Annotated in this window: 23 protein-coding genes; 16 read left to right on the top strand and 7 right to left on the bottom strand. The window is 62.4% G+C overall.

The features are described 5' to 3' along the window. The first annotated feature begins 160 nt into the window (after positions 1-160). The 6 genes from ABX298_RS04675 (at position 161) to ABX298_RS04700 (ending at position 3720) form a co-directional block, all read left to right on the top strand. Complete coding sequence (locus ABX298_RS04675) at positions 161-709, top strand: Rnf-Nqr domain containing protein (protein WP_367394134.1); 549 nt, start codon at positions 161-163, stop codon at positions 707-709. Next, complete coding sequence (locus ABX298_RS04680) at positions 706-1680, top strand: RnfABCDGE type electron transport complex subunit D (RefSeq protein ID WP_367394135.1); 975 nt, start codon at positions 706-708, stop codon at positions 1678-1680. The genes ABX298_RS04675 and ABX298_RS04680 overlap by 4 nt, the downstream gene beginning before the upstream one ends. Continuing rightward, entirely contained in the window at positions 1677-2279 is a 603-nt protein-coding gene (locus ABX298_RS04685) for an RnfABCDGE type electron transport complex subunit G (RefSeq protein WP_075046141.1), read from the top strand. Before ABX298_RS04680 ends, ABX298_RS04685 begins: the two co-directional genes overlap by 4 nt. Then, entirely contained in the window at positions 2272-2796 is a 525-nt protein-coding gene (locus ABX298_RS04690; protein WP_025340387.1) for an NADH:quinone oxidoreductase, read from the top strand. Before ABX298_RS04685 ends, ABX298_RS04690 begins: the two co-directional genes overlap by 8 nt. Before the next feature lie 4 nt (positions 2797-2800). Then, positions 2801-3439 carry an endonuclease III gene (gene nth / locus ABX298_RS04695; protein ID WP_025340388.1) on the top strand — a complete coding sequence of 213 codons (639 nt, stop codon included), beginning with the start codon at positions 2801-2803 and terminating at the stop codon, positions 3437-3439. 104 nt (positions 3440-3543) lie between these two features. After that, a complete protein-coding gene (locus tag ABX298_RS04700) occupies positions 3544-3720 on the top strand; it encodes a PA3496 family putative envelope integrity protein (protein WP_003258006.1) in 177 nt (58 codons plus the stop codon). Positions 3721-3763: 43 nt separating this feature from the next. Here ABX298_RS04700 and ABX298_RS04705 read toward each other — a convergent pair whose 3' ends face one another. After that, the gene (locus ABX298_RS04705) at positions 3764-4384 is read right to left on the bottom strand and encodes a response regulator transcription factor (protein WP_023660944.1); all 621 of its coding nucleotides are present in this window, start codon (positions 4382-4384) and stop codon (positions 3764-3766) included. A gap of 365 nt (positions 4385-4749) precedes the next feature. Here ABX298_RS04705 and ABX298_RS04710 point away from each other — a divergent pair, with 365 nt between their 5' ends. Then, positions 4750-5232 carry a hypothetical protein gene (locus ABX298_RS04710; protein WP_317409627.1) on the top strand — a complete coding sequence of 161 codons (483 nt, stop codon included), beginning with the start codon at positions 4750-4752 and terminating at the stop codon, positions 5230-5232. Positions 5233-5290: 58 nt separating this feature from the next. Here the strand turns inward: ABX298_RS04710 and ABX298_RS04715 are convergent, their stop codons facing one another. Together ABX298_RS04715 and ABX298_RS04720 are read right to left on the bottom strand one after the other, a co-directional pair. After that, entirely contained in the window at positions 5291-6508 is a 1218-nt protein-coding gene (locus ABX298_RS04715) for an argininosuccinate synthase (RefSeq protein WP_367394136.1), read from the bottom strand. A gap of 505 nt (positions 6509-7013) precedes the next feature. Then, entirely contained in the window at positions 7014-7973 is a 960-nt protein-coding gene (locus ABX298_RS04720) for an OmpA family protein (protein ID WP_317409628.1), read from the bottom strand. A 130-nt stretch (positions 7974-8103) separates the two neighbouring features. On the opposite strand from ABX298_RS04720, the gene pyrC reads away from it, so the two are divergent. Together pyrC and rnt are read left to right on the top strand one after the other, a co-directional pair. Next, positions 8104-9150 carry a dihydroorotase gene (pyrC, locus tag ABX298_RS04725; protein ID WP_015271562.1) on the top strand — a complete coding sequence of 349 codons (1047 nt, stop codon included), beginning with the start codon at positions 8104-8106 and terminating at the stop codon, positions 9148-9150. Beyond that, positions 9147-9821 carry a ribonuclease T gene (gene rnt, locus ABX298_RS04730; RefSeq protein WP_003258010.1) on the top strand — a complete coding sequence of 225 codons (675 nt, stop codon included), beginning with the start codon at positions 9147-9149 and terminating at the stop codon, positions 9819-9821. Before pyrC ends, rnt begins: the two co-directional genes overlap by 4 nt. Positions 9822-9980: 159 nt before the next feature. Here rnt and ABX298_RS04735 read toward each other — a convergent pair whose 3' ends face one another. After that, positions 9981-10583: a peroxiredoxin gene (locus tag ABX298_RS04735; protein ID WP_003254945.1), complete on the bottom strand. Its 603-nt coding sequence runs from the start codon at positions 10581-10583 to the stop codon at positions 9981-9983. Between the two features lie 224 nt (positions 10584-10807). Here ABX298_RS04735 and ABX298_RS04740 point away from each other — a divergent pair, with 224 nt between their 5' ends. Then, entirely contained in the window at positions 10808-11026 is a 219-nt protein-coding gene (locus ABX298_RS04740) for a bacterioferritin-associated ferredoxin (protein WP_003254947.1), read from the top strand. 201 nt (positions 11027-11227) lie between these two features. Continuing rightward, a complete protein-coding gene (bfr, locus tag ABX298_RS04745) occupies positions 11228-11701 on the top strand; it encodes a bacterioferritin (RefSeq protein ID WP_003258014.1) in 474 nt (157 codons plus the stop codon). A 57-nt stretch (positions 11702-11758) separates the two neighbouring features. Here bfr and grxD read toward each other — a convergent pair whose 3' ends face one another. Further along, on the bottom strand, positions 11759-12094 hold the full coding sequence (gene grxD / locus ABX298_RS04750) for a Grx4 family monothiol glutaredoxin (RefSeq protein WP_003254949.1): 336 nt from the start codon (positions 12092-12094) through the stop codon (positions 11759-11761). A gap of 91 nt (positions 12095-12185) precedes the next feature. Beyond that, complete coding sequence (locus tag ABX298_RS04755; protein ID WP_286101905.1) at positions 12186-14294, bottom strand: molybdopterin-dependent oxidoreductase; 2109 nt, start codon at positions 14292-14294, stop codon at positions 12186-12188. A gap of 397 nt (positions 14295-14691) precedes the next feature. On the opposite strand from ABX298_RS04755, the gene argF reads away from it, so the two are divergent. Beyond that, positions 14692-15612: an ornithine carbamoyltransferase gene (argF, locus tag ABX298_RS04760; RefSeq protein WP_013973960.1), complete on the top strand. Its 921-nt coding sequence runs from the start codon at positions 14692-14694 to the stop codon at positions 15610-15612. Beyond that, the gene (locus ABX298_RS04765; protein ID WP_085614210.1) at positions 15609-16718 is read left to right on the top strand and encodes an ABC transporter ATP-binding protein; all 1110 of its coding nucleotides are present in this window, start codon (positions 15609-15611) and stop codon (positions 16716-16718) included. The genes argF and ABX298_RS04765 overlap by 4 nt, the downstream gene beginning before the upstream one ends. A 138-nt stretch (positions 16719-16856) precedes the next feature. Here the strand turns inward: ABX298_RS04765 and ybaK are convergent, their stop codons facing one another. After that, positions 16857-17327: a Cys-tRNA(Pro) deacylase gene (ybaK, locus tag ABX298_RS04770; RefSeq protein WP_075046147.1), complete on the bottom strand. Its 471-nt coding sequence runs from the start codon at positions 17325-17327 to the stop codon at positions 16857-16859. Between the two features lie 303 nt (positions 17328-17630). Here ybaK and ABX298_RS04775 point away from each other — a divergent pair, with 303 nt between their 5' ends. The 3 genes from ABX298_RS04775 to glpR all read left to right on the top strand — a co-directional run bounded on the left by ABX298_RS04775 (position 17631) and on the right by glpR (position 21071). After that, positions 17631-18482: an MIP/aquaporin family protein gene (locus tag ABX298_RS04775; protein WP_075046148.1), complete on the top strand. Its 852-nt coding sequence runs from the start codon at positions 17631-17633 to the stop codon at positions 18480-18482. 51 nt (positions 18483-18533) lie between these two features. After that, positions 18534-20033, top strand: a complete 1500-nt coding sequence (gene glpK, locus ABX298_RS04780; protein ID WP_075046149.1) for a glycerol kinase GlpK — start codon at positions 18534-18536, stop codon at positions 20031-20033. A 282-nt stretch (positions 20034-20315) separates the two neighbouring features. Then, on the top strand, positions 20316-21071 hold the full coding sequence (gene glpR, locus ABX298_RS04785; RefSeq protein ID WP_025340394.1) for a DNA-binding transcriptional repressor GlpR: 756 nt from the start codon (positions 20316-20318) through the stop codon (positions 21069-21071). The last annotated feature ends 1 nt before the right edge of the window (position 21072 follow it).

Below are 21072 nucleotides of genomic sequence, written 5' to 3' on the forward strand. Positions count from 1 at the left end.
CCTGCTGGACCTTGTGGGAGCGGGCGTGCCCGCGAAACGGACTACGCGGTGCATGGCACCGGCGCTGCCGGTGTTCGCGGGCACGCCCGCTCTCACAATGACTCCGGCACCTTGATGCCAAACCCGGACAATCGCCCCGATTCCCGGCTATCGTCATCTCATGAGCGACTACATCCTGGTCCTGATCAGCGCTGCGCTGGTCAATCACCTGTGCCTGCAACAACAGCCACTCGCAAGGCTGCACCTCCATGTGCACGGCCTCGCCTGCGCACTGTGCATTGCCTTGGGCGTGATCGGCGCACAACTACTGGTGCGCGGGGTGCTTGCCCCGCTGCAGGCCCAGGACCTTGCCCTGTTCCTGTTGCTGCCCTGGCTGGCCGTGCTTGCCTGGGGCGTGCCATGGCTGCTGACAAGGTGGCGCCCGAGCTGGCCGGTGACGCAACTGCCCGCGCTGCTGTTGAGCAACGCGGTAGTACTAGGGTTGACCCTGCAACAGGCAAGCGACGACAGCACATGGCTCGCTACCTTGCTGCAAGGCCTGCTGGCCGGCGGCGGCTTCTGGCTGGCGTTGGTGCTGTTCGCCGACCTGCGCCAGCGCAGCGCTCATGCCGACGTCCCCAGGGCAATGCGCGGCCTGCCCATCGAAGTGCTTGGGGCCGGGGTAATGGCCATGGCGTTTTCCGGCTTCAACGGGCTGTTCGCCCAATGACCGGCAAGCCCGACCCGCGGCTACGCACCAGCATGGGCCTGGTGTTGCTGGCCTGCGTACCTGGCCTGCTGGCGCTGTTCTGGCTGCATGGCTGGAGTTTGCTACTGAACCTGTTGCTGTGCGCCAGCGCCGCGCTGCTGTGCGAGGCGCTGTTGCTTACCTTGCGAACACAACCGCTGCGCACGGCGCTGAACGACGGCAGCGCGCTGGTGACCGCCGTGCTGCTGGCCGCCGCCCTGCCCACCCTGGCGCCCTGGTGGTTGCCTGTGGTCGCAGCCAGTGTTGCCATCGGCATCGGCAAGCAGGCCTTTGGCGGGGTCGGGCGCAACCTGTTCAACCCGGCCATGGTCGGCTACGCCTTCGTGCTGCTGAGCTTCCCGTTGCAGATGAACCATTGGCCAGGGCCGGCACCAGGCCTGCTCGACAGCCTGCAGCTGGTGTTCGCCGGCGGCGAGCAGATCGATGCCTGGGCCCGGCCGACACTGCTCGACGGCCTGCGCCACAACCGCAGCCTGACCATCGATGAACTGTTCGCCAGCCATCCGGGCTTCGGCAGCATCGGTGGGCAGGGCAGCGAATGGGTCAACCTGGCGTTCCTGCTGGGCGGCCTGTTCTTGCTGCAACGCAAGGTGATCAGCTGGCATGCGCCGGTTGGCCTGCTGGCAGGGCTATTCCTGTTCAGCCTGTTGGGCTGGAATGGCTCGGGTTCGGACTCCAACGGCTCCCCCCTGCTGCACCTGTTCTCCGGCTCGACCATGATGGCGGCGTTCTTCATTGCCACCGAACCGGTGTCCGGCCCCCGGCAGGAGTGGGCGAAGCTGGGGTTTGGCCTGGGGGCGGGCCTGCTGATCTACCTGATCCGCACCTGGGGCAGCTACCCGGACGGTACGGCGTTCGCCATCCTGCTGATGAACCTCATGGCGCCGAGCCTCGAACGCCTGGCTTTGCAGCGCCAGCAGGTTGCACGATGAAGCGCCTGGTACGTGATGTGGGCCTGTTGCTACTGACCGGGGTACTGGCACTGTCGGCCACCCTGGCCTGGCGACACTGGACCAGCGCGGCCATCGCCGACGCCGAGAAACAACTGAATAGCCGTCAGCGGCTGGCAGTGCTGCCAGAAGGCAGTTACGACAACCAGCCCCTGGACAGCCCGCTGCCCAGGCCCGCCGCACAGCGGCCAAACAGCCGTATCCTGGCAGCTTACCGGGCGACGCTGGCAGGCAAGCCGGCCGCCATCATCCTGGTCACCCAGGCCCAGGGCTATGCCGGGCCGATCGTGCTGAGCGTGGCCATCACCCCGGACGGCCGGCTGATCGGCAGCCAGGTGGTCGAGCAACAGGAAAGCCCCGGGCTGGGTGCACGCCTGGGTGATCCGCAGCTGAACTGGCTTGGGCAATTTGCCAACCGCCAGTTGGGCGATCGCTGGGCGCTGAAGCGCGACCAGGGCGACTTTGACCAGTTGGCAGGCGCAACCGTGACCTCACGGGCGGTGATCGGCGCGCTGCAGGAAGCGCTGAGCTACTTCGATGAGCAGCGCAGCGTATTGCTGGAGGGCGCCATGCATGAATAGGTTCTGCCTGCTCGGCGCAAGCCTGGTGCCCCTGCTGGGCGCCACCCGAACACTGAGCGAAGGCGCCACCATCGGCGTGTGTGCGGTGCTGATGAGCAGCCTTCACCAGCTGTTGCTGGCCCCCCTGCGCCAGCGGCTTGCCACCTGGACCTATGTGCTGGCCAGCCTGCTGCTGTTGGCGGCCCTGGCCAGTTGCCTGCAACTGGCGCTGCGTGCCTGGCTGCTGCCAGTGGCACTTGCCCTCGGCCACTATCCCGCACTGCTGTGCCTGCAATGCCTGGCCACTGACCACCTGCTGCCCGATCAAGGGCGCTGGCGCCTGCTGGCCGGCCACCTTTGTGCGCTGCTTGCCACATGCCTGCTGCTCGGCGCCAGCCGCCAATGGTTGGCCGACGGTACCGGCCTGCACCTGGCCAGCCTGGCCCCGGGCGCCTTGCTACTGCTCGGACTGCTGTTGGCCTTGTACAATCGCCTGCGTCCGGGCCCCGCCCAACCACGTCGTCAAGGAAAGCTCTGATTTCATGAATGCCGCCAAACGCCTGGAGATCTTTCGCAGGCTGCACGAAGACAACCCCGACCCGAAGACCGAACTGGCCTACACCACCCCGTTCGAACTGCTGGTCGCCGTAACACTGTCTGCGCAGTCCACCGATGTCGGCGTCAACAAGGCCACCGCACGCCTGTTCCCGGTCGCCAACACCCCCGAGGCCATCTATGCGCTGGGCGTCGAAGGCCTGAGCGAGTACATCAAGACCATTGGCTTGTACAACAGCAAGGCCAAGAACGTCATCGAAGCCTGCCGACTGCTGATCGAACGCCATGGCAGCCAGGTACCGCAAACCCGCGAAGCCCTGGAGGCGCTGCCCGGCGTGGGCCGCAAGACCGCCAACGTGGTGCTCAACACGGCGTTCCGCCAGCCAACCATGGCGGTGGATACCCATATCTTCCGGGTCAGCAACCGCACGGGCATTGCGCCAGGCAAGACGGTGCTGGAAGTGGAGAAAAAGCTGATCAAGTTCGTGCCAAAGGATTACCTGCTCGACGCCCACCACTGGCTGATCCTGCACGGGCGCTATGTGTGCCAGGCACGCAAGCCGCGCTGCGGCAGTTGCCGGATCGAAGACTTGTGCGAGTACAAGCACAAGACCTCCGACGATTGAGTCGATAGCTGGAAACCAGCTGCGGCGATTGAAAAAATCTTTTTTACCAGCGTCTGCTTTCTGGTTATAAGGACGGCCAATGGCCCCTTGGCTTGGAGCGACTCATGAGTAGCGATAAAGACGACCTGTCGATCGAAGATGATTTTGTTGCCGCGGATGACGAAGCGGAACCCCAGGTGGAAACCGCAAAGACCAACCTGAGCAAGCGCCGCACCATCGACAACATGCTGGAAGAAAGGCGCCTGCAGAAGCAGCTGGCCGACTTCGACTACGATCTGTAACCCTGGCAAAGCCTCCTGGCTGGAGGCTTTACGGCCTTGGCGGTCAGTTCAACCCTTGCCGCTGCGCCAGCTCGATCAGGTCGACCAGCGAGCGCGCATTGAGCTTGAGCAACAGGCGCGACTTATAGGTACTGACCGTCTTGTTGCTGAGAAACATGCTGTCGGCAATCTCCTTGTTGGAACGCCCTCGCGCCAGCTGTTGCAACACGGTCATCTCGCGCGCCGAGAGGCGGTTGACCATATCCGTCTCGCTTCCGCCCCTGCCACGTGACACATGCAAGGCCTGGTTGGGGAAGTAGCTGTAGCCCGAAAGTACGGCCTTGATGGCGCTCAGCAGCTCGGTGAGTTCCTGCTGCTTGCACACATACCCCGCCGCCCCCGCCTGCATGCAGCGCATCGAGAAGTTGCCGGGGGCCTGCGATGTCAGCACCAGCACCTTGCTGCCCGGGCTGAAAGTTGTCATGCGACCGATCACCTCCAGGCCATCCAGCTTGGGGATACCGATATCGAGCACCACGATATCCGGCAGGTGTTGCCGTGTGAGTTGCAGCGCAGCCACCCCGTTGTCGGTTTCCGCCACGACGTCATACCCATGCCGCTCCATCAGCATGCGTACGGCCAGGCGTATGACCGGATGATCATCCACGATAAGCACTTTATTCATGCGATATCCATTCATTGCTTTTGCTTTGGCCCGCCAAGATAACCTACAGAACGCTTACTGGCGCGGTGATTTACCGGCGAAATATATGAACAGATAGAACCTACAACACTTACAGAAATTTCCTACACTCAACTGATGCACTTGTAACAATCAAATTCCCTGTTACCGAATGAACGGTATCACCGGCCGGTAAAAGTGCACCAGTTGGAAACCGGCCGACACCTCAGGAAATATTCAGCTCAAATGCGCTGAACAAACACCGTCATCAGGATTTCAAGCGATTATTCTCACCCGGGAAACAATCCAGTCTTTAGTTGAGCATCGCCGTAAGGTAAAGATGTGCAAAATCGCTGGAGACGACCCATATGCACCAAGTACAGCCTGTCGCCCCGCTGACGATCATTGCCATCTTCGCAGGGATTATCGAAGCCTCCGCCCTTGCCACATTGCCGTTTCTCAGCGAATCCAGCCAAAAGCTCTATACCTGGTTCCTGGTGGGCTTCCCATTCTTCCTGACGGCACTGTTCTTCCTCACGCTCAACTTCAATTACAAGTCGTTCTACGACCCTTCATCAAACAGGACGGCAAATGACAACACGTCGACACAGAGCGATGTGGCCAAACATGCAACGCCCGGTAATACCAGCGAAGCGCTGCAGGGCGAGCCTGTCACATTCATGTTTTCCGGCCCCGATGCCTATCGCATGATGGAGCAGCAATTGCTGTCCGCCCTTGCCCAACCGCCGCAGCAAGCGCGCACGTGGCGCTTTTGCAACCTGGATAGACGCCAGTGCGCACAACTATCGATCAGCGCGCTTGATGGACAGCAGGCGAACGACGGCCATTGATATCACAGACAAAAAAAACCCCGGCCTGGGCCGGGGTTCTTGTTTCACATGCCAGCGATCAGAGCAGCGAGCGGCCCTTGTTGGCAGCAATGCGCATACGCAGGGCGTTGAGCTTGATGAAGCCCGCTGCGTCCGCCTGGTTGTAGGCGCCGCCATCTTCCTCGAAGGTAGCGATGTTGGCATCGAACAGCGAGTCGTCCGACTTGCGGCCGACAACGGTGACGTTGCCCTTGTACAGCTTCAGGCGTACCACGCCGTTCACGTTGAACTGGGAAGCGTCGATCATCTGCTGCAGCATCAGACGCTCCGGGCTCCACCAGTAGCCGGTGTAGATCAGGCTGGCGTACTTCGGCATCAGCTCATCCTTCAGGTGAGCGACTTCGCGGTCCAGGGTGATCGACTCGATGGCACGGTGGGCCTTGAGCATGATGGTGCCGCCTGGGGTCTCGTAGCAACCACGCGACTTCATGCCGACGTAACGGTTCTCGACGATGTCCAGACGGCCGATGCCATTGGCACCACCGATACGGTTCAGGTCGGCCAGGACGGTGGCCGGGGTCTTCTCGACACCGTCGATGGCAACGATGTCACCGTTGCGGTAGGTCAGCTCGATGTAGGTAGCCTGGTCCGGGGCGTTCTCGGGCGAGACGCTCCAGCGCCACATGTCTTCTTCGTGCTCGGTCCAGGTATCTTCCAGGACACCGCCTTCGTAGGAGATGTGCAGCAGGTTGGCGTCCATCGAGTACGGCGACTTCTTCTTGCCGTGGCGCTCGATCGGGATGCCGTGCTTCTCGGCGTAGTCCATCAGCTTCTCGCGGGACAGCAGGTCCCACTCACGCCATGGGGCGATTACCTTGACGCCTGGCTTCAAGGCGTAGGCACCCAGTTCGAAACGCACCTGGTCGTTGCCTTTGCCGGTGGCGCCGTGGGAAATGGCGTCGGCGCCGGTTTCGTTGGCGATTTCGATCAGGCGCTTGGCGATCAGCGGACGGGCGATGGAAGTACCCAGCAGGTACTCGCCCTCGTAGACGGTGTTGGCGCGGAACATCGGGAACACGAAATCACGCACGAATTCTTCGCGCAGGTCGTCGATGTAGATCTCTTTAACGCCCATTGCCTGGGCCTTGGCACGAGCCGGCTCGACCTCTTCGCCCTGACCCAGGTCAGCGGTGAAGGTCACCACTTCGCAGTTGTAGGTATCCTGCAGCCACTTGAGAATCACCGAAGTATCAAGGCCGCCGGAATACGCCAGTACGACCTTTTTTACGTCCGCCATGCCATCACTCCACGGGGTTGTACGGAAAGGGATCGATTCTAACGACGTTACGGATAAATTTACAGTGGGGCGACAGCTTCTGACGACAAAGCGACAGGAAGTTTCGGAAGGGCGACGGGAGAATAGTATCAGGGCCCCAAGGTGAATGCCTTGACCTGTACAGCGCCTATGAGATCGAGCGCCGCCCGCGCGGCGCATCGCCGGCAAGCCGGCTCCCACATCTGTTTCGGGCCAGTTACTCCTGCCTCCTGCGCACTCGCACCCTGGGGTGCATGGCTGGAGATTGCAGAAGAGCAGCAGCGCTACCTTCGATATCGTGTCGTACAAACAAGGGGTCGCGCGCGCCAGGCACAGAAGAGACTGGCCCGAAACAGATGTGGGAGCCGGCTTGCCGGCGATGCGCCGCGCGGGCGGCGCTCGGTCTCACAGGCGCCAAAAATGTTGTGGCGGACACCTGTAGGCCCTGATGCAATCCCCTGCCATGTACCCGGCAACCAACCCGATCTCAGGGCGCCTTCGCCCCCGGCGCGGCAGCAGCCGGACTGGCTGGCGCTGGCGTCGGAGCAGCAGGCGCCGCCTGCTCAACCGGCTTCTCCACCGGTTTTTCAACCACCGCCACCCGATCCAGTTCAATATTCACCCGACGATTACGCGCCCGGTTGGCAGCATTGGTGTTCTTCGCCAATGGGTAACGCTCGCCGTGGAAACGCACGGTAATCTGCTCTTCCGGAACGCCATGGGCCTTGAGGTAGTCGGCCACCGCCAGTGCCCGGCGGCGCGACATGTCGCGATTGGTCAGGCGGTTGCCACTGTTGTCGGAGTGGCCGTTGAGCTCGACATGGTTCACCGTCGGGTCAGCCTTCATGTAGTCGAGGATCACGTCCAGCCGCGCCTTGGCCGCACCATCCAGCTCGAAGCCGCCCCCGGGGAAGCCCACCTGGGTCTGGCGCACCTGGTCGTAATTCATCGGCAGCAGCTTGCCGGCACAGGCCTGATAGTCGCTGTAGGCCTTGGCGAAGCTGACCGGTAGCACACGCACTTCCATCGGCCTGCCCGCCTCGCCGGCGTAATTGCGTACCACCGTGCTGCGCCCATCGAGCAGGCCGTTGATCAGGCGGCTGGCCTGGCCCTGGGACGAACTGAACAGCACCCCGGTGCGAGCCATGCGCACGCTGCCCAGGTTGATGTCGCTGCGCCCGGGTTGCCACGGCGCAGCGGCTGCCAGCAAGGTGGCCGTGCCCGCACCCAGTACATTGCTGTCCGAACGCAGCTGGAACACCGGCTGCTCGCCCGCGCGGCGCACGAACTCGCCGCTGCCGAAGCCGTCGATCGGCTGGATCAGCCGGCACTCGAACTGGTCACCCTCGACCTTCCAGGCGATGTTCTCCATGCGCGTCTGGAAGGTCAGCGCGCCGGCCGGCAGGCTGGCGAACAGGGTCAACAGGGCTAGGTAACGCTGGCGCACGGGCGGCTCCACAAATTCTGACGGCTTACCTGCAGGCTATCGGACGCCTGCCGGAAAACTTGATAGCCGTGCTCCACCCAGGGTTTTCCGGTAGCATTGGGGCTTGAGTTCGACCCGCCTGGAATCCCCAATGTCCGATCGCCTGACCCTCCTGCGTCCCGACGACTGGCACATCCATCTGCGCGATGGTGCCGTCCTGCCCCACACCGTTGGCGACGTGGCGCGTACTTTCGCCCGTGCCATCATCATGCCCAACCTGGTTCCGCCGGTACGCAATGCCGTCGAGGCCGGCGCCTACCGTGAGCGCATCCTGGCCGCCCGCCCGGCTGGCAGCCGCTTCGAGCCGCTGATGGTGCTGTACCTCACCGACCGCACCAGCCCCGAGGACATCCGCGCGGCCAAGGCCAGCGGTTTCGTGTACGCCGCCAAGCTGTACCCTGCCGGCGCCACCACCAACTCCGACTCGGGCGTGACCAGCATCGACAACATCTTCCCGGCCATCGAGGCGCTGGCGGAAGTTGGCATGCCGCTACTGGTGCATGGCGAAGTGACCCGCAGCGAGATCGACGTGTTCGACCGCGAGAAGCGCTTCATCGACGAGCACATGCGCCGTGTGGTCGAGCGCTTCCCGACGCTGAAGGTGGTGTTCGAGCACATCACCACCAGCGATGCCGCGCAGTTCGTCACCGAGGCCCCGGCCAACGTCGGCGCGACCATCACCGCGCAGCACCTGCTGTACAACCGCAACCACATGCTGGTTGGCGGCATTCGCCCGCACTTCTACTGCCTGCCGATCCTCAAGCGCAACACCCACCAGGTGGCGCTGCTGGACGCGGCCACCAGCGGCAACCCGAAGTTCTTCCTGGGTACCGACTCGGCCCCGCACGCCCGTCACGCCAAGGAAGCCGCCTGCGGTTGTGCCGGTTGCTACACCGCCTACGCAGCCATCGAGATGTACGCCGAAGCATTCGAGCAGCGTAACGCGCTGGACAAGCTGGAAGGCTTCGCCAGCCTGCACGGCCCGGCGTTCTACGGCCTGCCGGCGAACACCGACACCATTACCCTGGTCCGCGAAGAATGGACCGCCCCGGACAGCCTGCCGTTTGGCGAGCAGACCGTGGTCCCGCTGCGCGCCGGCGAAAAACTGCGCTGGCGCCTGCTGGAGGAAAACGCGTGAGCGAAGACCTCTACGAAGACGACCTGGACACCCAAGGCAGCAGCGGCTCGCGCCACCCGATGGCCGAGCGCTTCCGCGGCTATCTGCCGGTAGTAGTGGATGTTGAAACCGGCGGCTTCAACAGCGCTACCGATGCCCTGCTGGAAATTGCCGCTGTCACCATCGGCATGGACGAAAAGGGCTTCCTGTTCCCCGAGCACACCTACTTCCACCGGGTGGAGCCATTCGAGGGCGCCAACATCGAGGCGGCCGCGCTGGAGTTCACCGGGATCAAGCTGGACCACCCGCTGCGCATGGCGGTCAGCGAGGAAAGTGCGCTGACCGACATCTTCCGCGGCGTACGCAAGGCGCTCAAGGCCAATGGCTGCAAGCGGGCGATCCTGGTCGGCCACAACAGCAGCTTCGACCTGGGCTTCCTCAATGCAGCGGTAACGCGCAATGACCTGAAGCGCAACCCGTTCCACCCGTTCTCCAGCTTCGACACCGCTACCCTGGCGGGCCTGGCTTATGGCCAGACCGTACTGGCGCGGGCCTGCCAGAGCGCAGACATCGACTTCGACGGGCGTGAGGCGCATTCGGCGCGTTATGACACCGAGAAGACGGCCGAGCTGTTCTGCGGCATCGTCAACCGCTGGAAAGAGATGGGCGGCTGGCGCGATTTCAACGATTGAGTTGAAAAAGCATTCGCGGGCATGCCCGCTCCCACAGGTACTGCAGTGGCCTCAGCCATTGTGGGATTTCTGTGGGAGCGGGCAAGCCCGCGAAGAGGCCGGCACAGGACGGCACAAAAAAACCGGCCACAAGGGCCGGTTTTTTCATGCGCTTGGCAATTACAGCTTGCCAGCGTTCTCGCTCAGGTAGGCAGCAACGCCTTCCGGCGAAGCGTTCATGCCTTTGTCGCCTTTTTTCCAGTTGGCAGGGCAAACTTCGCCGTGCTCTTCGTGGAATTGCAGGGCGTCGACCAGGCGCAGCAGCTCGTCCATGTTGCGGCCCAGTGGCAGGTCGTTGACGATCTGCGAACGGACAACACCGTTGGTGTCGATCAGGAAGGCACCACGGAAGGCCACGCCGCCTTCGGACTCGACGTCGTAGGCCTTGCAGATTTCGTGGGTCATGTCGGCAGCCAGGGTGTATTTGACCTGGCCGATACCGCCGTTGTTGACCGGGGTGTTACGCCAGGCGTTGTGGGTGAAGTGCGAGTCGATCGACACGCCGATCACTTCCACGTTGCGCGCCTGGAAGTCAGGGATGCGGTTGTCCAGGGCGATCAGCTCGGACGGGCAGACGAAGGTGAAGTCCAGCGGGTAGAAGAACACCAGGCCGTACTTGCCCTTGATGGCCGAAGCCAGGTTGAAGCTGTCGACGATCTCGCCATTGCCCAGCACGGCCGGAACGGTGAAATCGGGGGCTTTCTTACCAACGAGTACGCTCATTGTAATCTCCTGATGAGGGTGAAAAACCGTTTGCCGGGCCAGACGGGCTTGCCCGACATCCAACAAAGGCCGACCATCATACACGGCTTCTGGTGACAGGCCGACTCCAACGACGAAGCAACCGCCGGTCGCTCAAGCACGGCCCTTTCAGAAACTCCTTTGACAAGCATTCTCATTAACATTAAGCTCCACCCCATCGAGCCCACCAACGATGGTCAGCCTTTATGTATGTGTGTCTTTGTGTCGGCGTTACCGACGGACAGATCCGCGATGCGATCTATGAAGGATGCTGCAGCTACAAGGAAGTGCGAGCCGCGACCAATGTCGCCAGCCAGTGTGGTAAATGTGCCTGCGTGGCCAAGCAGGTGGTCCGCGAGACCCTGACCGAACTCCAGGTCAGCCAGGCAGCCCTGCCCTACCCCGTGGAATTTACCGCAGCCTGAAAACCCAGAATTCGAAGAACCGGACCTTGCGTCCGGTTTTTTTATGCCCGCAATTCAATAAGTTAGCGCTCCAACGCGGTTCACAAACATTCTTATTTACATTAATTTTCACTTATTATTCAAGAACTTAGGTTTGACACACCTAAGTATCGGGCTCAAACTTCACTGTATTGGCACACTTCTACAGGGCAGGAACCCGACATGAAAGGCGACGTAAGCGTCATCCAGCATCTCAACAAGATCCTCGGAAACGAGCTGGTCGCGATCAACCAGTACTTCCTGCACGCACGCATGTACGAAGATTGGGGCCTGAACAAACTCGGCAAGCACGAGTACAAGGAATCCATCGACGAGATGAAGCACGCTGACAAACTGATCAAGCGTATTCTCTTCCTCGAAGGCATCCCCAACGTCCAGGACCTGGGCAAGCTGCTGATTGGCGAGCACACCAAGGAAATGCTCGAATGCGACCTGAAGATCGAACAGAAAGGCCTGGTCGACCTGAAAGCAGCCATCGCCCATTGCGAAACCGCTGGCGACTTCGGCTCGCGTGACATGCTCGAAGACATCCTCGAGTCCGAGGAAGAACACATCGACTGGCTGGAAACCCAACTGGGGCTGATCGACAAGATTGGTATCGAGAACTACCTGCAGTCGCAGATGGGCGAAGAATAAATATTCGCCCCATGAAAAAACCCGCGATGAGCGGGTTTTTTCATGCTTGCCGGAAATTCAGGCTTCGGAAGCCTTGGCCTTGGCAGCCGCTTCCTTGATCAGGGTCTGCAGCTCACCCTTTTCGAACATTTCCAGCATGATGTCGCTGCCGCCGACCAGCTCACCGGCTACCCACAGTTGCGGGAAGGTCGGCCAGTTGGCGTACTTTGGCAGGTTCGCACGGATTTCCGGGTTCTGCAGGATGTCGACGTAGGCGAACTTCTCGCCACAACCCATCACGGCCTGCGATGCACGCGCAGAGAAGCCACACTGCGGGGCATTCGGCGAGCCTTTCATGTAAAGCAGAATGGTGTTGTTGGCAATCTGCTCTTTGATCGTTTCGATGATATCCATGTAGCACCTCGGCTGAACTTTCCGACGCGGTCGTCGGCACGGTGACGCATTGTATCGGAAAGCCGAGCAGCATGCTCGGCCTTACCGTTCCTTACGCGGCCTCTACCTGCACGGGTACGCCATTGAGGGCGGCATTGCCGGAAACCTGATCACGCAGGCGCTCATCGGTGAGGTCGTTGGCGCTCACGCCAGGTTGCGCCTGGGCGGTCTGCATGTGCACGCCCCGACGAGAGTGACCGAAGCCATGGGGCAGGCTCACCACGCCCGGCATCATGTCCTCGCAGGCCTGCACCTCGACTTCAAGCTCCCCGGTACGCGAGCGGATACGAACCCGCTGGCCGTCCTGCAGCTGCCGCTGCTGCAGGTCCTGCGGGTGCATCAACAACTGATGTCGCGGTTTGCCTTTCACCAGCCGATGAAAATTGTGCATCCACGAATTGTTGCTGCGTACATGGCGACGGCCGATCAGCAGCAGTTCGCCCGGCGTCGGAGGGGCTTGTTGCGCCAACCGCCCCAGGTCGTCCAGCAGCACCTGGGGCGCCGCTTCGACAGCCTTGCTGGCAGTCGTCAGGCGCGCTGCGAGGTTGGCGCGCAATGGCCCCAGGTCGAGGCCATGCGGGTGCTCGTCCAGCGCTGCCAGCGACAACTGCCAGGGTGTCGCTTCACCATAGCGCCCCTTGCGCAGGGCCAGGTCGATCATCTGCGCTGGCGCCCAGGTCGGCTTCAACTCCAGCTCGGCGCGTTTGGCGAACGCTTGTGCCAGCCCGACGAAAATCTCCCAGTCATGCAATGCCCCTTCGGGCTTGGCCAGGATCGCCCGGTTGAAGCGGGTCACGTTGCGCACGGCCAGCAAGTTGAACGTTGTGTCGTAATGGTCGTTTTCCAGCGCCGAGGTGGAGGGCAGGATCAGGTCGGCATGGCGGGTGGTTTCGTTGATGTACAGGTCGATGCTGAGCATGAACTCCAGCCCTTCCAGCGCCGCATCCAGCTGGCGGCCGTTGGGCGTCGACAGCACGGGGTTGCCAGCCACCGTCACCAGCGCGCGCACCTGCCCTTCGCCGGGTGTGAGCATTTCCTCGGCCAAGGCCGCCACGGGCAATTCGCCGCCGTACTCGGGCAAGCCCGACACCCGGCTCTGCCAGGCGTTGAAATGGCCACCCGAGGTGGTCGCCACCAGGTCGACGGCAGGCTCGGTGCACAACGCGCCGCCTTCACGGTCAAGGTTGCCGGTCACCAGGTTGATCAGTTGCACCAGCCAGTGGCAAAGGGTGCCGTAGGCTTGGGTCGAAACCCCCATGCGGCCGTAGCACACCGCCTTGTCGGCCGCGGCGAAGTCCCGTGCCAGCTGGCGGATGTCTGTAGCGGCAATGCCACAGTGCGCACTCATGGCCTCCGCGCTGAACGGCGCGATCGCTTCGCGCACCTGCTGCAGACCCGCGACCGGCAAGTGCGAGCCGCGCGCCAGGCCTTCAGCGAACAGGGTGTTGAGCAAGCCGCACAACAAGGCCGCATCCCCTCCAGGGCGAATGAACAGGTGACTGTCGGCCATCGCCGCCGTTTCGCTGCGCCGCGGGTCCACCACCACCAGGCGCCCACCCCGGGCCTGCAGCGCTTTCAGGCGTTTTTCCACATCCGGCACGGTCATGATGCTGCCGTTGGAGGCCAGCGGGTTGCCGCCGAGGATCAGCATGAAACCGGTCTGGTCGATGTCCGGGATCGGCAGCAGCAGGCCATGGCCGTACATCAGGTGGCTGACCAGGTGCTGCGGCAACTGGTCCACCGAGGTGGCAGAGAAGCGGTTGCGGGTTTTCAGCAGGCCCAGGAAGTAGTTGCTGTGGGTCATCAGGCCGTAGTTGTGCACGCTCGGGTTGCCTTGGTACACCGCCACCGCATTGCGCCCATGGGCCTGCTGGATCGCCCACAGCCTGTCGGCGGCCAGGGCAAAGGCCTCGTCCCAGCCGATGGCCTGCCAGTGCTCGCCCACCCGCTTGTGCGGTTGGCGCAGGCGGTCGGGGTCGTTCTGGATGTCCTGCAGGGCCACGGCCTTTGGGCAGACATGGCCGCGGCTGAACGGGTCCTGGGGGTCGCCCTTGATCGAACTGATCAGCGCCCGCCCGTCGTCGTCATGGCTGACTTCGATGTTCAGCCCACAGATCGCTTCGCACAGGTGACAGGCACGGTGATGCAGGGTCTTGGTCATGGCCGCCTCTGCCTTGTTGTCGTGGAGGATGTGTAGAGGGTTGTCGAACATCGACTATGCGCCCGGCCCCCGCCGCCGACCAGCGCGCTTCGCGGCGTGAATCCACCGACATCAGGCACACGATTTGCGACAGCCATTTGCCAAATTGCCGGCAAGCCGTGTACAACCCTCTGTAGCAAATAAAAAACAGCACTGCCCGTCGGGTAAAGACACCCTTTGCAACACCCTTTGGTACTGGGCAGCTGTTTCCCCTCTTGGCTTCAGGCGACATTTACTTATAGTATTGCGCCTTTCCCTATTTCGTCCGCCCCCGTGCGGCTTACGCCGCAGGTCACTCCCGTTGTCAAAAAAAACCATACGGTCGACCTGCATACCGTTGCAGATAAGGTAGTCAATCATGAGCGCTAGGCACTTTCTCTCCCTGCTGGACTTCACCACCGACGAATTGCTCGGGGTGATCCGCCGCGGCATCGAGCTGAAGGACCTGCGCAAGCGAGGCGTGCTGTTCGAGCCCCTGAAGAACCGCGTGCTGGGCATGATCTTCGAGAAGTCCTCGACCCGTACCCGCGTGTCGTTCGAGGCCGGCATGATCCAGCTCGGCGGCCAGGCCATCTTCCTGTCCCCGCGCGACACCCAGCTGGGCCGTGGCGAGCCGATCGGCGACAGTGCCATCGTGCTGTCGAGCATGCTCGACGTGGTGATGATCCGTACCCACGCCCACAGCACCCTGACCGAATTCGCCGCCAACTCGCGTGTGCCGGTGATCAACGCGCTGTCCGACGAGTCGCACCCGTGCCAATTGCTGGCCGACATGCAGACCTTCCTCGAACATCGCGGCTCGATCCAGGGCAAGACCGTGGCCTGGATCGGCGATGGCTTCAACATGTGCAACTCGTACATCGAGGCAGCCAGGCAGTTCGACTTCCAGCTGCGCATCGCCTGCCCGGAAGGCTACGAGCCGGACCCACGCTTCATGGCCATTGGTGGTGACCACGTGCAGATCGTGCGTGACCCGAAGGAAGCCGTGCGCGGCGCCCATCTGGTGACCACGGATGTCTGGACTTCCATGGGCCAGGAGGAGGAAACTGCACGGCGCCTGGCGCATTTCGCGCCTTACCAGGTCACCCGCGAACTGCTCGACCTGGCGGCACCCGACGCCCTGTTCATGCACTGCCTGCCAGCCCACCGTGGTGAGGAAATCAGCCATGACCTGCTCGACGACCCACGTTCGGTCGCCTGGGACCAGGCTGAAAACCGCCTGCATGCACAGAAGGCCCTTCTCGAATTCCTTGTAGAACCGGCTTACCACCACGCATGAGTCAACCCCTACTGCTCAACCTGCGCAACCTCGCCTGCGGCTATGGCGACCAGCGCATCGTCCAGAACCTCAATCTGCACCTGAACGCAGGCGACATCGGTTGCCTGCTGGGTTCATCCGGTTGCGGCAAGACCACCACCCTGCGCGCCATCGCCGGTTTCGAACCCGTGCACGACGGCGAGATCCAGCTGGCTGGCGAGGTCATTTCCCGGGCTGGCTTCACCCTGGCCCCGGAAAAACGCCGCATCGGCATGGTGTTTCAGGATTACGCGCTGTTCCCGCACCTGACCGTGGCACAGAACATTGCCTTCGGCATCGCCAAGCACCCGCGCCAGGCCGAGGTCATCGAAGAGATGCTCGAGCTGGTCAAGCTGGGCGGCCTGGGCGGGCGCTACCCGCATGAACTGTCCGGCGGCCAACAGCAACGGGTCGCCCTGGCCCGTGCGCTGGCACCGGAGCCGCAACTGCTGCTGCTCGACGAGCCATTCTCCAACCTTGACGTGGAGCTGCGCCGGCGCCTGAGCCATGAGGTTCGCGACATTCTCAAGAGCCGCGGCACCAGCGCCATCCTGGTGACCCATGACCAGGAAGAGGCCTTTGCCGTCAGCGACCAGGTTGGCGTGTTCAAGGAAGGCCGCCTGGAGCAGTGGGACACGCCCTACAACCTTTACCACGAGCCGCAGACGCCGTTCGTGGCCAGCTTCATTGGCCAGGGGTATTTCATCCGTGGGCAGATGATCAGCCACGAAGCGGTCAATACCGAGCTGGGTGAACTGCGCGGCAACCGTGCCTACATCATGGCGCCGGGCAGCTCGGTGGATGTGCTGCTGCGCCCTGACGATATCGTCCACGCACCGGGCAGCGCGCTGCAGGCGAACATCGTCGGCAAGAGCTTCCTTGGGGCATCGACCCTGTACCGCCTGCAGTTGCCGACCGGCAGCCAGCTGGAGGCGATCTTCCCTAGCCATGACGACCATCAGGTCGGTGAGGATGTGGGGATTGCGGTCAAGGCCGATCACCTGGTGCTGTTCCCGGTTCCGGGCAGCGTGGCGGCGCAGTTGCCGCGGCAGGAGAACGGCGTTCGCCGATACAGTTCGGCGACCTGATTCGACATTCTGGGGCCGCTCTGCGGCCCTTTCGCCGGCAAGCCAGCTCCCACAGAATCACCACATGCCCTGAAGGCAACGCTGTACCTGTGGGAGCTGGCTTGCCGGCGATGGGCTGCAAAGCAGCCCCCAAGATTCTCAGCCTCTACCGATCCCGGCAAACTTGCCCTGGGTGTGTTCCGCCAGCACCACGGCCGCCAACTCCACCTCCAGCCCACGCCGCCCGGCGCTGACATGGATGGTTGCAAAGTTCTGCGCCGAGTCATCGATGAAGGTGCGCAGGCGCTTCTTCTGCCCCAGCGGGCTGATCCCGCCCACCAGGTAGCCCGTGGCCCGCTGCGCAACCGCCGGGTCGGCCATCTCGCACTTTTTCACCCCGGCAGCATGGGCCAGGGCCTTGAGGTCGAGCGTACCCACCACAGGCACCACCGCCACCAGCAATTCACCTTTCTCACTGCTCGCCAGCAAGGTCTTGAACACCTGCTGCGGGTCGAGACCGAGCTTTTCCGCCGCCTCCAGGCCGTATGACGCCGATTTGGGGTCATGTTCGTAACTGTGCACACGATGCTCGGCACGGTGTTTCTTCAACAGGTCTAGGGCGGGGGTCATGCAGGGGCTCCGGTCGGGGACAGCTCGGCGGCTACTTTAGGACAATTCCCACACCTCAGCCAGCGAACCGCAACTGCGCGCCTCTAGTACGCGGATCCGCACCTGAAACCAGCATCCAGATCGTGACCGACCGTTCACTTTCGACCTTTGACATCAGCGTTTCTTGTCTATATTTTTTCGTTTCTGAATAAATGGTGCACTTTTAAGGTGCATTTCCTACATCTGCCTGGGGTCAACGGGGATAGACTCCGGGCTTTGCTGTCGAGCGCCACGCGCCTCACAACAAAAAAAACGAGGTCATACATGACGACTGCTCTACGCCAACCCGCGCTGTCCAGCCAATGCCTGGCCGAGTTCCTCGGCACTGCCCTGCTCATCTTCTTCGGTACCGGCTGCGTCGCCGCGCTCAAGGTCGCGGGCGCCAGCTTCGGCCTTTGGGAAATCAGTATCATCTGGGGCGTGGGCGTCAGCATGGCGATCTACCTCACCGCCGGTGTTTCCGGCGCGCACCTGAACCCTGCGGTGAGCATCGCCCTCACCCTGTTCGCCGGTTTCGACAAGCGCAAGCTGCCCTTCTACATGCTGGCCCAGGTATGCGGCGCATTTTGTGGCGCAGCGTTGGTCTACACCTTGTACAGCAACCTGTTCTTCGATTTCGAACAAACCCACGCCATGTTGCGCGGTAGCGAAGCCAGCCTGGAACTGGCCTCGGTGTTCTCCACCTATCCGCACCCATCGCTGTCCACCGGCCAGGCGTTCCTGGTCGAAGTGATCATCACCGCCATCCTGATGGCCGTGATCATGGCCCTGACCGACGACAACAACGGCCTGCCGCGCGGCGCCATGGCCCCGCTGCTGATCGGCCTGCTGATCGCCGTGATCGGCAGCGCCATGGGCCCGTTGACCGGCTTTGCCATGAACCCGGCCCGCGATTTCGGACCAAAACTCATGACCTTCCTGGCCGGTTGGGGCGAAATCGCCTTCACTGGCGGTCGGGACATGCCTTATTTCCTGGTTCCGGTGTTCGCACCGATCCTTGGCGCCTGCCTGGGCGCCGCGACCTATCGCGGCCTGATCGCCCGCAACCTGCCAATGGCAGCCGCCGTGAACCCTGAGACAAATGACAATCGCCAGGGCGATACTCAAGTCAATTGACGCCGGCATCACGCCCAGCCCTGAACCCCTATTTTCGCAAGGCCTACGACCATGACAGACACCCAGGATAAGAACTACATCATCGCCCTGGACCAGGGCACCACCAGTTCGCGGGCCATCATTTTCGACCGCGACGCCAATGTGGTGGGTACCTCTCAGCGCGAATTTGCCCAGCACTACCCGCAAGCGGGCTGGGTCGAGCACGACCCGATGGAAATCTTCGCCACGCAGAGCGCGACCATGGTCGAGGCCCTGGCCCAGGCGGGCATCAGCCACGCCCAGGTCGCCGCACTGGGTATCACCAACCAGCGTGAAACCACCGTGGTATGGGACAAGGAAACCGGCCGCCCGGTGTACAACGCCATCGTCTGGCAGTGCCGCCGCAGCACCGAGATCTGCGCCCAGCTCAAGCGCGACGGCCATGAAGCCTACATTCGCGAAACCACCGGCCTGGTCACCGACCCGTACTTCTCCGGCACCAAGCTGAAGTGGATCCTCGACAATGTCGAGGGCGCCCGCGAACGCGCCGAGCGCGGCGAGCTGCTGTTCGGCACCATCGATACCTGGCTGATCTGGAAGTTCTCCGGTGGCAAGGTGCATGTCACCGATTACACCAACGCCTCGCGCACGCTGATGTTCAACATCCACAGCCTGCAGTGGGACGACAAGCTCCTGGAAATCCTCGGCATCCCACGGCAGATGCTGCCCGAGGTACGCCCTTCCTCCGAGGTCTACGGCCACACCAAGAGCGGCATCGCCATTGCCGGTATCGCCGGCGACCAGCAGTCGGCACTGTTCGGCCAGATGTGCGTGGAGCCGGGCCAGGCCAAGAACACCTATGGCACCGGCTGCTTCCTGCTGATGAACACCGGCGACCAGGCGGTGAAGTCGTCCCATGGCCTGCTCACCACCATCGCCTGCGGCCCGCGAGGCGAAGTGGCCTATGCGCTGGAGGGCGCGGTGTTCAATGGTGGTTCCACCGTGCAGTGGCTGCGTGACGAACTGAAGATCGTCAACGACGCACTGGATACCGAATACTTTGCCAGCAAGGTCAAGGACAGCAACGGCGTATACCTGGTGCCTGCCTTCACCGGCCTGGGTGCCCCGTACTGGGACCCATATGCCCGTGGTGCACTGTTCGGCCTGACCCGTGGCGTGAAGGTGGACCACATCATCCGCGCCGCTCTGGAATCGATCGCCTACCAGACCCGCGATGTGCTCGACGCCATGCAGCAGGACTGCGGCCAGCGCCTGTCCGAGTTGCGCGTGGACGGCGGTGCGGTGGCCAACAACTTCCTCATGCAGTTCCAGGCCGACATCCTCGGCACCTGCGTGGAGCGGCCGAAGATGCGCGAAACCACCGCGCTGGGTGCGGCCTACCTGGCAGGCCTGGCCTGTGGCTTCTGGAGCGGCCTGGACGAACTGCGCGACAAGGCGATCATCGAGCGCGAGTTCAGCCCGCAGCTGGATGAAACGCAGAAAGAGAAGCTGTATGCCGGCTGGAAGAAGGCAGTCGACCGTACCCGTGACTGGGAAGATCACGAGGCGTGATCCCCGGCGCGATAGCTTGTCCAAATTCTGTGGGTGCAGCGTTGATCTCGAGGTTGTCGCTGTACCTGTGGGAGCGGCCTTGTGTCGCGAAAGGGCCGCAACGCGGCCCCAGGATTGATGCGCAATAGTTGAAATTGCTGGGGCTGCTTTGCAGCCCTTTCGCGACACAAGGCCGCTCCCACAGGGGATCGCGTGAAACAGCCGGCCCGATAGTCTACTGGTCGTAGTCCGCGTCCTACGGCATCATTGCAGCATTTGTCCGGCAGCCCCAAAGGACCGCCCATGAATCTGCCCCCTCGCCAACAACAAATCCTCGAACTGGTGCGCGAACGCGGTTACGTCAGTATCGAAGAAATGGCGCAGCTGTTCGTCGTCACACCACAAACCATCCGCCGTGATATCAACCAGCTGGCCGAGCTCAATCTGCTACGCCGCTACCACGGGGGCGCGGCCTACGATTCGAGCATCGAGAACACCGCCTACGCCATGCGCGCCGACCAGATGCGTGACGAAAAGCAACGCATCGCCGAAGCCGTGGCCCGGCAGATTCCCGACCATGCCTCGCTGTTCATCAATATCGGCACTACCACCGAATCCATCGCCCGGGCGCTGCTCAACCACAACCACCTGAAAGTCATCACCAACAACCTGCACGTGGCCGCGATCCTTGCCGCCAAGGACGATTTCGAAGTGCTGGTGGCAGGTGGCACGGTGCGCCGTGATGGCGGCGTTGTCGGCCAGGCCAGTGTCGACTTCATCAACCAGTTCAAGGTCGACTTCGCCCTGGTGGGCATCAGCGGCATCGACGAAGACGGCAGCCTGCTCGATTTCGACTATCAGGAAGTTCGGGTGTCCCAGGCGATCATTGCCAATGCCCGTCAAGTGGTCCTTGCCGCCGACTCCAGCAAGTTCGGGCGCAACGCCATGGTGCGCATGGGCTCGATCAGCCTGGTCGACTGCCTGGTGACCGACCAGGCGCCAACCCCCGCCCTCACCCAGCTGCTGAACCAGTACAAGATCCGGCTTGAGGTGGTTTGAG

It is taken from the genome of Pseudomonas sp. X4 (genome assembly GCF_040784925.1).
Lineage (GTDB): Bacteria > Pseudomonadota > Gammaproteobacteria > Pseudomonadales > Pseudomonadaceae > Aquipseudomonas > Aquipseudomonas putida_Z.